We start from the raw sequence: 14749 nt of genomic DNA, 5'->3' as shown, positions 1-14749 counted from the left end.
TATCGGGTCAACACTTGAGATACCAAGTAGGTAATTGACCATCGAGCCAGCTCCCGAACCGCGAGCTGCCGTTCTGATTCTCATGTCCCTGATCATCTGAGCAACATCGGCAACGGTTAGAAAGTATGTAGCAAAACCTAGCTTGTTTATGGTTATTAGCTCTTGATGCAGGCGGTGCCTAATTGGTAGCAGCTTGTCTTCGCTTTTATCTGGATACCGCCAGTTGATTCCGGTGTGGGCTTTTTGCCACAGCACCTCAAAGGGATTTCCCTCGATACCAAGGGCGGATTTCTCGGGGGTCTTGGGCTTGGACCACCCACAATCCGAGACCGGATCTAGCCTTAGCTGCTTCGCTAACGCTTCGGTATTAGAAAGTAGCTCTAGGGCCAGAGTTTTACTCTCGGTAATTTCTACAGCTAGCTTTTCCATCAAGCTGGCAGGCTTTAGCCAAGCCTGGGCATTTGGTTGAGGGTCAAATAAGCCAAGTGCCTCTAGATGCCTTGCGGCATCTAGGACATCTCCTGTGAGGGCATCATCTGGTTCAAGGTATCTAACCGCATTGGTTAGTACCGGTGTAATGCCGATAGTTTTGGCAAGCTGCAGCATTCTTTTAGCCTGCATGGTGGAGTAATTAGTTCCTGGTTCAGTTAGGTGTGAAACTATTTCAACCGCAACTGCTGATTTGTAAGGAAGCAACTCTTGCCACTCCAAAAGTTTCTTAGCAGCCTCGGTGGCATTAGCGTTTATTGTGGCTTGACCAAAATCAGAATCTGGGCCAAGCAATATGGTGCAGTTAGCTTTATTGTCTGTTGCCATCAACGCAGCTAGGTCCTTTTGAGAAATAGCCACTTCTTTTTTGCTTTTCTTCTGCGCCGCAGAAATGATTCTGCAAAGAGCGGCCCAACCGGTGCCGTTGTTATAACCCCTAGCCAAGATCGTTACGGCTCCTTTGTGCTGCACGTTTAGTCGAACTCCAACTATTGGTGCAATGTTTTGCTTCAGGCAGGAACCGATGTGCTTTATGGCACCATAGAGACCATTTAGATCTGTTATCGCGAGCGCGTCAAAACCTAAAGCACTTGCGGCTTTAGCAAGCTCGTCGGGCTTAGCTGTTCCGAAATGAAACGAGTAAGCAGAAGATACGTTCAGGTGAGTAAATGACATTGCTATCCAAATACTCGAAGCAGCTGCCAGCTATTAGTTTCTTCGGTGTGGATTAGCTCAAACTGTGCAGGGGAGGAGTTTTCTTTGCTGGCACTTAGTCGCCACATCTCAAGCTCTAGAACCCCGGCTCCGATACCGCGCTGGGCTCTGGCGGATTCATCCCACCAGTTTCTTCTGGAAAACCAACGAACCGGCTTAGTGATCACTTGATAGCTACCATTTCGCCAGCTAAAGCCCACCGGCTCACCAGCTTGGTTAGTTGCTACCTGGATTGACTCGTCTACCCTGATCATTTGATTGCCCCGTAGTGCTCTAATTATTCGAACAAGTGTTCGAATAATTAGTGTATGGGTATCAGCCGACAATCAAAAATCGGCCTATCCAGGGCCCTAACTAGGCCTTTGGGGAGTCCTCAGCGATCATCTTGTCGGCAGCCTTGGAGATCTTCTTCTTGGCAAAGTGGATCAAAACAATGAATAGAGCGATGATGCCCACAAAGATAAAAGCGCCAAACTTGAAGTTCGAGGCCACCTCCTCGTAGCTGGCCCTGGCGATGTAGCCAATTCCCACGTAGACAGTAGCCCAGACGAAACAGGCGGCAAAGGTCCAGGAGATAAAAGTCTTGTATCTCATCTTTGCTGCTCCCGCCACAACCGGAACTAGTGAATGCAATACGGGTAAGAATCTGGAGATTGCTACGGCTGGACCACCTTGTTTTTCCACGAAGATATCGGCTCGTTGCCAATTCTCTTCGCCAAAGCGCTGCCCTAGTTTGGAAGCTCTGATCCGATCGCCAAAGAGTCTTCCAATAAAGAATCCGATGGTCTCACCGATAAGCGAACCTAGTAAAACTGCACCTATCAGCCAAAAGAAATCTGGCAGATCAACAACGCCGGTAGATGCCACCAGCACAACGGTGTCACCTGGCATGATCAGGCCAATAAACAAAGAAGTTTCGAGCATGATCGCGATTCCAGCGGCAACATTTCGCCAAACAGGATCAACACCCTGGACCAATGCCAGTAACCAGTCGAGAGCTTCGTTCACGCTGTTAATCCTGCCACAGAAAGGTTGGAATCTACTTTGCGGTGGCTTTAGCCAACCTGAGTGCTCAGTAGCTTTAGTCGCTTGGTGAATGGCTCCAGCTGTGAGGAAGTAGGTAGCTCATCTGCCAATCCCACCCAGGAAGTAACTGGAACTATGCCATTTAGAGAACTAAGTGCCCAAATAGGTAGCTTCACAAGATCTTCGGGCTTGATGTTTTCAACCCTGGTTTCAACACCCATTTGACTGGCTATCTGGAACAGCTCTTGCCTGGTAATAGAAGGTAACCAATTGGTTTGATCATCTGAGGAGCAAAGTACATTGCCACGCCACCAAACCAGAGCACTTAGTGCACCTTCAGCAACAAAACCCTTGGAATCGGTGATGACCGCCTCGGTGGCACCGTTCATGTTTGCATGGCGCCTAAGTTGCTGACATAACGATAGGTCAGGACCTTTTACTAATGGTGACTGCCTGGGATCAGGGTCTGGGTATTGCCATAAGACTATGGATTCCACCGGCGCTGGTGCTTCACGAAGTCTTAGGTGCAATCTGGACGAAGCATCTTGTTCGCCGTGATACTCGATCCTTGGAAACCATCTGCCCTCAAAAGGAGTCAGGCGCCTAACCTCAGCGAAGAAACCTTTCAGCAGAGCCTCTTGATTAGGGTCTTCGGCGATAACCCAGTTGGCGAATCTATCGAAGTGAGCCTGTAAGGATCTAACCGCACCGTTTTCAACGAGCCAGGAGTCAGCTACTTTTAGCTGAACTTCGGGACCGGAAACAATGAGAGGTTTAAGCTCTGCGTTTTCTAGGCGGTAAAAATCCCCCAGAACGCTCATCGATTACTCCTATAGGCCTTGGTCTAATCTATAGAGTACGAGCTTTTCTTTCAGCCCAAATCAATCTCACACAAGGTGGCCATTTTGCGTCTAGAGCTAGCCAAGCTCCGTGGCTTTGTGAACCCAGCGGACATCTTTATCTCTATCCACAAAGATGACCCAAACACCTTCTGGCTTGATCGATCAACCCACCCCGACGAACCAGTTTCTGTCATCGGCTCCGCTGGCTCAACACTTGATCTTGGCAACAACCCGCTGGAAGCTATCAACAGCCATCTGGCCAAAATTCAGCAATCAATCGATAGCTTCCCCGAAGATCAGATTCCATTCAGCTTTAGGCCAGGGCTAGTTGGATATCTAGGCTACGAGATGCTCAAAGGCGCTCGCGAAATGGCTGCTGGTGAGAAAGCTGAGCTAATGATTGTCGATCGAGCGATGGTGTTTGATCACCGGGATCGTCACATGTATTTCATTGGCCTTTTCGAAACTGAGGCTGAGTTCCATAACTGGCATCGCGCAGCCCTGCTGCGTCTAACGCTTGTGGGCGGAGAGTTCGCCTCCTACATGCAGCGAACCAAAGAGCCAAAGATTATTTCCAGCAAGCTTCGTCACTCTCCGAAGAAGTATCTGGCGCTTATAGATAAGTGCAAGCAGCACATCGCCTCGGGGGATGTGTATCAGCTTTGTTTGACGAATCAGATTCTTATTGAGCACGAAGCAGACCCGCTAAAGACTTTCCTGACTCTCAGGCAGCAAAATCCAGCACCCTACGGCAGCTATATCAAGGCAGGAAACCGAGAAATTGTCAGCTCCTCACCGGAGCAATTTCTAAAAGTTACGGCTGATGGAAAAATCTCAAGCAAGCCAATCAAGGGAACTCGTCCAAGGTCGCAAGTTCCTGTTGAAGACGAGCTACTTGCCCAAGAGCTTAGAGAGAACCAAAAAGAACAAGCCGAGAATCTAATGATTGTTGACTTAATGCGAAATGATCTTGGAAGGATTTGTGAACCAGGATCAGTCACAGTGGAAAAGCTCTTTGATGTTGAATCTTATGCAACGGTTCATCAGCTAGTTAGCACTGTGTCTGGAACCTTGCAGCCGGGCCAAAATGCCGTCTCGGCATTAGAAGCATGCTTTCCTGCAGGATCAATGACCGGAGCTCCCAAGATCAGAGCGATTGAGATTCTTGACGATCTAGAAGCAGGATCCCGCGGTGTTTACTCCGGAGCAATCGGTTATCTAGGTTTTGATGGCTCAGCTGATTTGGGAATGACCATTAGAACTTTGGTCTTTGAAGGAAATCTTGCCAGCCTCGGTGTTGGCGGAGGAATTACAATTGATTCCAATCCTGAGCAAGAACTCCAAGAGACTATGCTCAAAGCTGAGGCACTTCTTAGAACCTTGGGAGGCACAACTTGGAATCACTAGCACTGGTTGTCACCATTATTTTCTTTGGCTTATTCTTTCTTGCCCTGGTAGGACCAGTTCTTGCCGTGTTGTTTCGCAAGAACAAGATTGGCAAGTACTGGGTCATTGCATACCTAGTGCTGTTGGGTGGGCTAACCGTTTTGGCTTTTCAAGGCAGTCCCGCTTTGGGCGCGATCCCTCTTGTTGGTTTAGCAATCACGGCGGCTATCGCCTTTTGGCCCAAAGCAAACAAGTAATTCTTTGCTTGGCTCTTGGTAGCCTTTACTATCAAGTTCGTAAATCAGCAGGAGAATTCAAGTGTCCACCGAGTCAGAGCAGTATGACGCTAAGTCATTAGCGGATAAGTGGCTGCCTGTTTGGGATGAGCTGAAACCCTTTGATTCTGGCAAAGCTGATGACAAAAGACCAAAGAAGTACGTTCTGGACATGTTTCCCTACCCGTCTGGCGATCTTCACATGGGCCATGCCGAGGCTTACGCACTTGGCGATGTCATCGCCAGGTATTGGATTCAGCAGGGCTATAACGTCATGCACCCAATCGGCTGGGACTCATTTGGTCTCCCGGCAGAAAACGCGGCTATCAAGCGCGGCTTAGACCCTCGGGGTTGGACTTACGACAACATCGCTCAGCAAAAAGCTTCCATGAGACGCTACGCCTGCAGCTTCGACTGGGACCGAGTTCTAATTACTTCAGATCCCGAGTATTACAAGTGGAATCAGTGGCTGTTTCTAGAGTTTTACAAAAAAGGCCTCGCGTACCGCAAAAACTCAAACGTGAACTGGTGCCCGTCTTGTCAGACAGTTCTTGCTAACGAGCAGGTGGTTCAAGGTCTTTGTGAACGGTGTGATACTGCCGTTACAAAGAAGGCTCTTACCCAGTGGTATTTCAAAGTCACTGACTATGCCGACAGATTGCTTGATGATCTAGACACCCTAGAGGGGGCCTGGCCGCAAAAAGTTCTTTCCATGCAGCGCAACTGGATCGGAAGATCCTATGGAGCTGTCGTGAAGTTTGAAATAGAGGGCAGGTCAGAACCGATCGAGGTTTACACCACAAGGCCAGATACTTTATTTGGTGCAACTTTTATGGTGGTTGCGGCAGATTCAGATTTGGCAGCAGAGCTTGCTGCAGGCTCGAGCCCAGAGGTTCGCATGAAGTACCAAGACTTTTTAGAAGCAACCAAGAAAAGTAATGACATTGAAAGATTGGCAACTGACCGACCTAAAAACGGTGTTGATCTTGGCAGGTTTGCAATCAATCCCGTCAACGGTGAGCGAATTCCAATTTGGTTAGCGGATTATGTGCTGGCTGACTATGGAACAGGAGCCATCATGGCTGTTCCAGCTCACGACCAGCGAGATTTAGATTTTGCTAAGACAAACGGCTTGCCTGTGCAGGTCGTGGTTGATACCGGAGAGCCAAATCCTTCCGAATCTGGAATTGCAACTACCGGTGATGGAGTTCTGGTGAACTCTGGAGAGCTCAACGGATTGAACAAGGCTGATGCCATCAAGAAGATTACGGCAACACTTGAAGCCGCAGGAAAAGGAAAAACCGCAAAGAATTTCCGCCTGCGAGACTGGCTGATCTCCAGGCAGCGCTACTGGGGAACCCCGTTTCCGATTGTTTACTGTGACGCTTGTGGCGAAGTTCCAGTTCCTGAATCTGAGCTTCCAATTAAGCTCCCTGATTCCAAGGGCTTGGATCTGTCTCCTAAGGGCACCTCACCGCTTGGAGCAGCAACTGATTGGGTAAATGTGCCGTGCCCGAAGTGTAAAGGCCCTGCCAAGCGAGACACCGACACCATGGATACCTTTGTTGACTCCTCTTGGTACTTCCTAAGATTCTTATCGCCAAATTCCGACACTGAAGCTTTTTCGAAATCAGAGGCCAAGCAGTGGGCGCCGGTTGATCAGTATGTGGGTGGAGTAACGCACGCTATCTTGCACCTTTTGTATGCACGCTTTTTCACCAAGGCACTGCATGACCTAGGTCATCTAGATTTTGAAGAACCGTTTACCAGATTGCTAAATCAGGGCATGGTTCAAATGAATGGTTCTGCGATGAGTAAATCTCGTGGAAATCTTGTTCGTCTTTCTGAGCAGCTCGACGAGCACGGCGTAGACGCCGTAAGACTAACCATGGCTTTTGCAGGTCCTCCCGAAGATGACATTGACTGGGCCGATGTGTCACCTGCTGCTAGTTCAAAGTTTTTAGCTCGGGCTTGGCGATGTGCCAATGAAGTTAAATCTGAACCAGGAGTGGACTTTCGTTCTGGAGATCTTGAGCTTAGAAGAGCTACGCATCTTTTCTTGCAGCAGTTCCCCGAGCAGATCGAATCTTTCAAGTTCAACGTTGGTGTTGCCAAGGTTATGGAGTTGGTAAACGCTTTGCGTAAAGCCATCGATGGGAATCCTGGACCTAAGGACCCGGCGGTGCGAGAAGCAGCAGAGACGGTAGCTAAGGCGCTTAGCTTGTTTGCTCCGTATACGGCAGAGGACATGTGGCAAGCGCTGGGTCACAAACCAGCTGTCGCCCTAGCAGGATTTGCTAAGCCAATTCCGGAGCTACTTGTTCAAACCAGCTTGACAGCGGTAGTACAAATCGATGGCAAGCTTCGTGACAAGTTCGAAGTTTCGCCTGAGATTACAGCTGAGGAACTTGAGACCCTGGCGATGAGTTCTGATGTTGTGAAAAAGGCACTTGAGGGCAAGAGCGTAAAAAACGTAATTGTTCGAGCTCCAAAGCTTGTCAACATAGCAACCGCCTAGGTTTTACACAGATTCCGAGCGGTCAGTAAAAGCGGTAGCTTCGCTATCTAGCCTTGAGCTTCATGGAATGGCTAAAAAATCAAGTTATAGCCGCGCTCTCTGGTGATCAAAAGGTTTCTAAGCAGCTACTTATTGCCCTCGCTGGGGTGGTTGCTGTGGCGTCCTTAGTTTTAGTTGCAGTGAATAGACCAGAGCCACCAACTGGTGAGTTTTCAGTTAGTGCTGATGAAACAGCCAACGAAGTAATCGAGCAGTTTCTATATGTTCACGTAGTTGGTGAGGTTCTCTCTCCTGGGATGTATCAACTGCCAATCGGGGCAAGGCTTGTTGACGCTGTCTTTGCTGCTGGTGGCCTTACCGAAGACGCCGACAATGCCAGCGTAAACCTAGCCAGGGAGCTCACCGACGGTGAGCAAATAATTGTCTTCTCGATTTCTCAAGAGGGTCAATCACCTGGTACAACTTCATCTGGGCTTGTTAGTTTGAACCGAGCCGGTGATAAAGAACTCGAAGAGTTGCCGGGCATTGGCCCTGCGCTAGCGGGGCGAATAATTGCTTGGCGTGAAGCCAACGGTGGATTCAAATCCGTGCAGGACCTTCTCAAGGTAAGTGGCATAGGGGAGAGCCTGCTTGCTGGAGTAATTGATCTGGTTACCCTTTGACGCTCAGTGTCGCAGCGGTCGTGTTGTGGGGGTTACTTTCGCTGGTTGCGACCGTAAACGAGATTCCTAGCTGGCTCTTACTTGTTTGTGGCGGTGTTTTGTTTGCGATCACAGTGGCCTTACCTGATCGTAAAAGAGCACTAGCAGCGCTGCTTGGAGCGGCCCTAGTTCTGTCTGGCTTGTCTTTTTGGCTTCAATCGCAGATCAATAAGCCCGATTGGTTAGTTGAGTACTCCTCTTCAAATGCGAAGGCTTTGGTTGTTGCTGAAGTGCTTAATCGTCCCAAGGCGATCTCAACTGATTTTGGTAACAACCCGATCTTTGGGGTGGCGGTAAGACTTCAAGAGATAAATGAAGAGTCAGTATCTGGCAGGGGGTACCTGATTTACTCAGAGGCCAAGCTGGTTCGTGGCAACATCGTCGAATTTGACGCAAGCTTCGAAGAAGCAGGCAGAAATGCCAGGGATGCCTTTTTATTGAAACCCACAGGCGAAATCACAATACTTTCGGAACCTTTGGGGCAACTGGCATTTTTCAATGACTTGAGGGCTAACTACGTAACTCTGTTGTCCGGTGTGACACCCGATTCCAAAGTTTTGGTAGCTGGACTTGCCATGGGTGAAATCGCTGACCTAAGCGAAGAGCTTGAAGAGCAAATGCGTTCGGTTTCACTTACTCATCTTGTTGCAGTGTCAGGAGCAAACTGCGCGATTGTGGTGGGACTGGTCTATCTCATCTGCGTTCGGCTACGTCTTGGAAGAACTGGAAGAACCGTGGTCTCTTTGGCATCACTTATTGGATACGTGATGCTGGTTGGACCTGACCCAAGTGTGCTTAGAGCGGCCGTTATGACAGCAAGCGTTATCGTCATGGTCGCTTTGGGGCGAAGAACCTGGGCCCTCAATGCTCTTGCTATTGCGGCAATAATCTTGCTGATTGCAGATCCGTGGCTAGCGGTTGAGTACGGCTTCGGTTTGTCGGTGTTGGCAACATCTGGAATCTTGCTACTTGCTCCAGCAATGACCGAAAAGCTTGCCAACAAGATGCCTCTGCCAATAGCTCTTGGTTTGGCGGTAACTATGTCAGCACAGCTTCTTTGCTTGCCATTGCTACTGCAATTACAACCTGGATTACCGACCTACTCGGTTATTGCGAACCTATTTGCAGGCCCAATGGTGGCGCCGGTTACGGTTTTGGGAATCTTGGCAGTTGTGCTTACACCCTTGGCTCCGTGGTTAGTTGGACCGATTACTTGGCTGGCCTCACTAGGCACGTTTTTGATTGAGATTATTGCCATTTTCTTTGCAGAGCTTCCTGTTGTTTACTTTCCTTGGGTTACTGGTTTATTAGCGACGCTCCTGAGCGCACTGCTGATTTTGTTGGTTAGCGCTTGGCTTCGCTCTAACCTTCCTAGACTCAGGCAGGCCAGCGTCGCCGGTTTAGTGGTTGTAGCGGTTGCAACCCTTTCGGTACCTGCTGCTTCGGAGATCTTGCCTGGTGGTTGGCCCCTCGAGGACTGGGAAATAGTAGCCTGCGATGTGGGTCAGGGAGATGCACTTGTAATTAGGTCTTTGGGTCGCGTAGCGGTAATTGATGTGGGCAAAGACGAAGAGCTAATTGATATATGTCTAATCGACCTCGGAGTTAGGACTATCGACCTATTGGTACTAACTCATTTTGATTTTGATCACGTTGGTGGATTAACTGGCGCCCTAGGTGGAAGGACGGTATCTCACGCAATTGTTTCTGGCTTTCCAGACGATCGCCCCGCCACAAAAAGCTCCCTTGATCAACTCGAGGGAATCGGAGCCCAAGTAATCATCGCCGAACCAACCATTAGCGGTTCCCTTGGCGAATTTAGCTGGAGAGTGCTGGCGCCAACTAAGACCGCTTCTGAAGCTAAAGATTCCAATGACGCCTCAGTCACTATGGTTTTTCGTTCTTCCAAGCTTGATCTTGTGTTACTCGGTGACCTTGGCGCCGAAGGGCAGGAGAGAGTTTCACGATCGGTAATGCAAGTTATTGGAAGCTCTAAAAATCCGCGAATCCTCAAAGTGTCCCACCATGGATCAAATGATCAGTCAGCAAGCTTCCACGAGCAGTTGAAGCCAGATCTTGCCCTGATTTCAGTTGGTGCAGAAAATGGCTATGGTCACCCAGGGAAACAAGCACTCCAGATTCTTGGCTCAGTTGGCGCTCAAGTTCTGCGAACGGATTTACTGGGTGCCATTGCTATTTCGAGTGCTGGTGGCGAGCTTAAGTGGTCCGCCACCGGTAGGTAGGCTAATTGGGTGGGTAAAGCAAAACAGGTTTCTTGGCGAGCTGCCAAGCCAGCGCCAATTGTCTTTGTCTCTGGACCGGAAGATTACTTAGCCGATCGCGCCATTCGCTCAATTAGAGACCAACTGAGAAAAAAAGACACTGGTCTAGAGGTGCATGAAATTGCTGCCTCTGATTACTCAACTGGGCAACTCGATGCGCTTGCTAGCCCGTCGTTATTTATGGAGCCAAGACTACTTATTATCAGCGGCGTCGAAAAATGCAGCGATGCACTAATTGATGATGGTTTAGCACTACTCGATAACCCGCAAACCGATACCACGGTTGTTTTGCGCCATAACTCCTCAAGCGTTCGAGGTAAAAAGCTCGTTGATGCAATACGGCTAAGCGATGCCGCGATTGAAATTGCCTGTACCAAAATCGATAAGGACAGCGATAAGGCAGCTTTTATTCAAGCTGAGTTTGCAGCGGCGGGCAGAAAGGTCACGCCCGCAGCAGTGAGAGCCCTGTCTGATGCGTTTGCTGATGACCTCGCAGAGCTTGCCGCAGCTTGCACCCAGCTACTTTCTGATCAAAGTGAAAGCATCGATGAGGCGATGGTCGATAAGTACTACGGAGGAAGAGTTGAAACCAACGCTTTCAAGGTTGCAGACGCTGCCCTAGCAGGACAATCGGCCGAGGCGCTGGCACTTCTAAGACACGTGATTGCAACCGGTGCTGACCCAGTTCCAGTGGTGGCTGCATTTGCGATGAAGGTTCGCCTGATGGCCAAGGTTTATGGAAATAAGTATGCGAGTGCTTCAACGGTTGGAGCGCAACCCTGGCAAATCCAGCGAGCTCAGAAGGATTTAGCGGGCTGGAGTGAAGAGGGTTTAGCAGAGGCAGTTATGGCAGTTGCCACCGCTGATGCTGCGGTCAAAGGAATGGAGCGCGATAGTGTTTTTGCGCTTGAAAAGCTTGTGCTGCTGCTATCCAATAGAGGGCAAAAAAATACCGAGGTCTAATGACCTCGGTAAGTTTCTAAAATTCTTTACTTGAGTCCAGCTACCTTCTTGGCAAGAGCTGACTTACGGTTGGCAGCCTGGGACTTGTGAATAACACCCTTGGACACTGCCTTATCAAGCTTGCGGCTTGCAACCTTTAGGGCAGCTGCTGCAGTTGCCTTGTCACCGGAAACGGTGGCTTCACGGGCTGCGCGAACAACAGTCTTTAGCTCACTTTTTACAGCGCGGTTGCGCTCAGTGGCCTTGATGTTCGTGCCAATACGCTTGATCTGAGATTTGATATTTGCCATTTATTTTTCTTTCGTTTTGGGGAAACCCAACTTTCTCAAGCTTACTAGCTGGCCCCCGCCTAGGGCAACCAGTAATGGAGCGCTAGTTAGCTAGCGTTATGGGACAATGGAGGCTAGCTTTGACCCCCATAGTTTTAGGAAATTGCCTTGTCGCCACGCGCCAAATCTCAGCTGCAGCCGTCCAAGACGCCTCCGGGGCAAATTCGAAACTTCTGCATCATTGCCCACATCGACCACGGTAAGTCAACTTTGGCTGACCGCATGCTTCAGCTAACCGGGGTCGTGGATGATCGGTCGATGCGGGCCCAGTACTTAGACCGCATGGACATTGAGCGTGAACGAGGCATCACCATTAAGTCTCAAGCGGTTCGAATGCCTTGGGAAGTCAACGGTGAAGTTTTTGCTTTGAATATGATTGACACTCCTGGCCACGTGGACTTTACATATGAGGTCTCAAGATCACTGGCAGCTTGCGAAGGGGCTGTGCTGCTAGTGGATGCTGCTCAAGGTATCGAAGCGCAGACTCTTGCAAACCTATACCTCGCCATGGAAAACGAGCTCACGATTATTCCGGTTCTAAACAAGATTGACCTTCCAGCAGCTCAGCCCGACAAATACGCCGAAGAGCTAGCGAGCCTCATTGGAGGAGACCCAGCTGATTGCCTTCGGGTATCGGGTAAGACAGGGGTTGGAGTTTCCGAGCTTTTGGACAAGATCATTGCCACTGTTCCGGCTCCAGTTGGCGACGCAAATGCTCCTGCCAGAGCCATGATTTTTGACTCGGTTTATGACAGCTACCGCGGTGTTGTGACATACATCCGCATGATTGATGGATCTTTATCACCCAGGGAAAAGATTCAGATGATGTCCACTCGTGCCGTTCACGAGTTACTAGAAATTGGAGTGAGCTCACCTGAGCCAGAACCCACTCAAGGTTTGGGTGTGGGGGAAGTTGGCTATTTGATTACGGGTGTGAAAGATGTTCGCCAATCCAAGGTTGGTGACACTGTAACAACAGTCTCAAAGCCAGCCACCCAAGCGCTAACCGGATACTCGGAGCCACTTCCAATGGTCTTTTCCGGTGTCTACCCAATTGATGGCTCGGACTATCCAGATCTTCGAGAGGCCCTTGATCGGCTAAAACTCTCCGACGCAGCTTTGGTTTATGAACCCGAAACTTCTGTTGCTTTAGGCTTTGGTTTCCGATGTGGCTTTTTGGGGCTTTTGCACTTAGAGATCGTTACCGAAAGACTTGAACGCGAATTTGGTCTTCAGCTAATTGCCACAGCGCCATCGGTTGTATATCAGGTCACACTCGAAGACGGTAAAGAAGTGACAGTCACTAACCCAAGCGAGTTCCCAACTGGCAAGATCAAGAAAGTTTTGGAGCCGATGGTTAAGGCCACAGTATTGGCGCCAAAGGACTACGTTGGCACAATCATGGAGCTTTGTCAGTCTCGTCGAGGCGTCATTATTGACATGCAGTATCTGGGTGAGGATAGGGTGCAGCTTCGATACACCCTTCCACTAGCTGAGATTGTTTTTGACTTTTTTGATCAACTAAAGAGCAAGACGCAAGGTTACGGATCTTTGGACTACGAAGAAGTCGGTTTAGCTGAGGGTGATCTGGTAAAAGTTGACCTGCTGTTACAAGGAGAGCAGGTTGACGCGTTTAGCGCCATTGTTCACAAAGACAAGGCCTATGCCTACGGTGTGATGATTACCGGCAAGCTTCGTGAACTAATTCCTAGGCAGCAATTCGAGGTTCCAATTCAAGCCGCAATCGGAGCGCGAATTATCGCCCGTGAATCGATTCGAGCTGTTCGAAAAGATGTGCTTGCTAAATGCTACGGAGGAGACATTTCCCGTAAACGCAAGCTACTGGAGAAGCAAAAAGAAGGTAAGAAGCGCATGAAGATGGTTGGGCGAGTAGAAGTGCCTCAGGAGGCCTTTATTGCCGCACTTTCTTCAGATGGCGAAAAAAAGGGCGAAAAGAAGGCTAAGTAATTGGCTGCCCCTCTTCCACTCGGTGATAAGCCTCCAGAAAACGGATTGTTTTCAGCGTCCGAGGTTTCTGGTTCAGTATCCAGATCTTTTCATGCCTACGTACACATACCTTTTTGCACCGTTAAGTGTGGCTACTGCGATTTCAATACCTATACCTCAAGTGAACTTGGGACCTTAAAACAGAGTGATTTTGCGGCGACACTAATTGAAGAGGTCAACCTGTCTGCGAAAATTTTGCAGCAATCAAATGTTGCCCCAAGGAAACTAAAGACTGTCTTTTTTGGTGGTGGAACGCCATCGCTTCTTCCAGCAGCTGACCTAATTGCCATTCTGGATTCGCTGGAAGCCGAGTTTGATTTTCAGCAAGATGCAGAGATTACCTTTGAGGCCAATCCTGACTCGGTAACGAAAGAAAGCCTTTCCGCTTTGAGGGCCGCCGGGTTCAACAGAATTTCGATTGGCATGCAGTCAGCAGTTCCGGAGGTATTGAAAACCCTAGAGCGAACCCATAATCCAGAAAACGTCGCTATCGCTCTAGATATAGCCAAGTCCCTTGGGTTTAGAACATCTCTCGATCTAATCTTTGGAGCGCCAGGTGAGACATTGCCGCAGTGGGAGCAAACCATTCGTCAAGTTATTGATTTAGACCCGGGACACTTATCGGCGTATTCGTTAATCGTTGAACCTGGAACAAAGCTTGCTAGGCAGATTAATTCGGGGGAGCTAGCGCAAGTGGATGAAGACTTGCAGGCTGATAAGTACGAGCTTGCAGACAAGCTACTTTTTGAAGCCGGTTACAACTGGTACGAGATAAGCAACTGGTCTAAATCTGAAGATCTAAAGTCCAATCACAACCTGGCTTACTGGAGCGGGCAAGACTGGTGGGGTTATGGGCCAGGTGCTCATTCTCACCTGGGATCGGTTCGCTGGTGGAATCATAAGCACCCGCTTAGTTATGCGAACCTCCTTGAGAAAGATATCTCTCCAGCTGCAGGCAGAGAGCAGCTCGATAGTGAAACTTCGGCCCTCGAGCGCATTTTGCTTGAGTCTCGAACTTCGGCTGGGATGTCAATCGAGCAAATCAAGAAACTTCAGCCAGGTAGCGAACTAGCAATCTCGCAACTGATTGCCGATGGCTTAATTGAAGGGCCGCAAGCAATTGCGGGGAGGCTACTTTTGACCCTCAAGGGACGCTTGCTTGCCGACGCAGTTGTTCGGGCACTATCTAGCTGACAATTAGTTACCCTCAGCAGGTA

Annotated in this window: 13 protein-coding genes; 8 read left to right on the top strand and 5 right to left on the bottom strand. The window is 49.3% G+C overall.

Going from position 1 to position 14749, the window contains the following annotated elements:
* The 4 genes from AC9UES_RS01240 to AC9UES_RS01225 all read right to left on the bottom strand — a co-directional run.
* Positions 1-1164: PHP domain-containing protein (locus AC9UES_RS01240; protein WP_509525913.1), on the bottom strand; the 1164-nt coding region annotated here is incomplete at its 3' end.
* A gap of 2 nt (positions 1165-1166) precedes the next feature.
* On the bottom strand, positions 1167-1457 hold the full coding sequence (locus AC9UES_RS01235) for a DUF6504 family protein (RefSeq protein WP_509525910.1): 291 nt from the start codon (positions 1455-1457) through the stop codon (positions 1167-1169).
* Positions 1458-1557: 100 nt separating this feature from the next.
* Complete coding sequence (locus tag AC9UES_RS01230; RefSeq protein ID WP_509525907.1) at positions 1558-2211, bottom strand: DedA family protein; 654 nt, start codon at positions 2209-2211, stop codon at positions 1558-1560.
* Positions 2212-2258: 47 nt separating this feature from the next.
* Complete coding sequence (locus tag AC9UES_RS01225) at positions 2259-3050, bottom strand: aminotransferase class IV (RefSeq protein WP_509525905.1); 792 nt, start codon at positions 3048-3050, stop codon at positions 2259-2261.
* 84 nt (positions 3051-3134) lie between these two features.
* Here AC9UES_RS01225 and pabB point away from each other — a divergent pair, with 84 nt between their 5' ends.
* The 6 genes from pabB to holA all read left to right on the top strand — a co-directional run bounded on the left by pabB (position 3135) and on the right by holA (position 11196).
* On the top strand, positions 3135-4478 hold the full coding sequence (gene pabB, locus AC9UES_RS01220) for an aminodeoxychorismate synthase component I (protein ID WP_509525903.1): 1344 nt from the start codon (positions 3135-3137) through the stop codon (positions 4476-4478).
* Entirely contained in the window at positions 4466-4714 is a 249-nt protein-coding gene (locus AC9UES_RS01215) for a hypothetical protein (protein WP_509525901.1), read from the top strand. Before pabB ends, AC9UES_RS01215 begins: the two co-directional genes overlap by 13 nt.
* 61 nt (positions 4715-4775) lie before the next feature.
* Positions 4776-7250, top strand: a complete 2475-nt coding sequence (gene leuS / locus AC9UES_RS01210) for a leucine--tRNA ligase (protein WP_509525899.1) — start codon at positions 4776-4778, stop codon at positions 7248-7250.
* A 62-nt stretch (positions 7251-7312) separates the two neighbouring features.
* Entirely contained in the window at positions 7313-7912 is a 600-nt protein-coding gene (locus AC9UES_RS01205) for a helix-hairpin-helix domain-containing protein (RefSeq protein WP_509525896.1), read from the top strand.
* Positions 7909-10194 carry a ComEC/Rec2 family competence protein gene (locus AC9UES_RS01200; protein ID WP_509525894.1) on the top strand — a complete coding sequence of 762 codons (2286 nt, stop codon included), beginning with the start codon at positions 7909-7911 and terminating at the stop codon, positions 10192-10194. Before AC9UES_RS01205 ends, AC9UES_RS01200 begins: the two co-directional genes overlap by 4 nt.
* A 9-nt stretch (positions 10195-10203) precedes the next feature.
* Entirely contained in the window at positions 10204-11196 is a 993-nt protein-coding gene (gene holA / locus AC9UES_RS01195) for a DNA polymerase III subunit delta (protein ID WP_509525891.1), read from the top strand.
* A gap of 26 nt (positions 11197-11222) precedes the next feature.
* Here the strand turns inward: holA and rpsT are convergent, their stop codons facing one another.
* The gene (gene rpsT / locus AC9UES_RS01190; protein WP_509525889.1) at positions 11223-11486 is read right to left on the bottom strand and encodes a 30S ribosomal protein S20; all 264 of its coding nucleotides are present in this window, start codon (positions 11484-11486) and stop codon (positions 11223-11225) included.
* Positions 11487-11633: 147 nt separating this feature from the next.
* Here rpsT and lepA point away from each other — a divergent pair, with 147 nt between their 5' ends.
* Positions 11634-13493 (top strand): translation elongation factor 4, encoded by a 1860-nt coding sequence (gene lepA / locus AC9UES_RS01185; protein ID WP_509525886.1) that lies wholly within the window; start codon positions 11634-11636, stop codon positions 13491-13493.
* A complete protein-coding gene (hemW, locus tag AC9UES_RS01180) occupies positions 13494-14726 on the top strand; it encodes a radical SAM family heme chaperone HemW (protein WP_509525883.1) in 1233 nt (410 codons plus the stop codon).
* Positions 14727-14749 lie beyond the last annotated feature (23 nt).

This window comes from Rhodoluna sp., assembly GCF_044232805.1.
GTDB lineage: Bacteria > Actinomycetota > Actinomycetes > Actinomycetales > Microbacteriaceae > Rhodoluna.
The sequence above is the reverse complement of the archived record's forward strand: the minus strand, read 5'-3'. Positions and strand labels throughout refer to the sequence as shown.

Excerpts from the sequence above, each read along its gene's own strand:
- AC9UES_RS01235 (WP_509525910.1), bottom strand. The coding sequence starts at position 1,457 with ATGATCAGGGTAGACGAGTCAATCCAGGTAGCAACTAACCAAGCTGGT.
- AC9UES_RS01225 (WP_509525905.1), bottom strand. The coding sequence starts at position 3,050 with ATGAGCGTTCTGGGGGATTTTTACCGCCTAGAAAACGCAGAGCTTAAA.
- AC9UES_RS01205 (WP_509525896.1), top strand. The coding sequence starts at position 7,313 with ATGGAATGGCTAAAAAATCAAGTTATAGCCGCGCTCTCTGGTGATCAA.
- rpsT (WP_509525889.1), bottom strand. The coding sequence starts at position 11,486 with ATGGCAAATATCAAATCTCAGATCAAGCGTATTGGCACGAACATCAAG.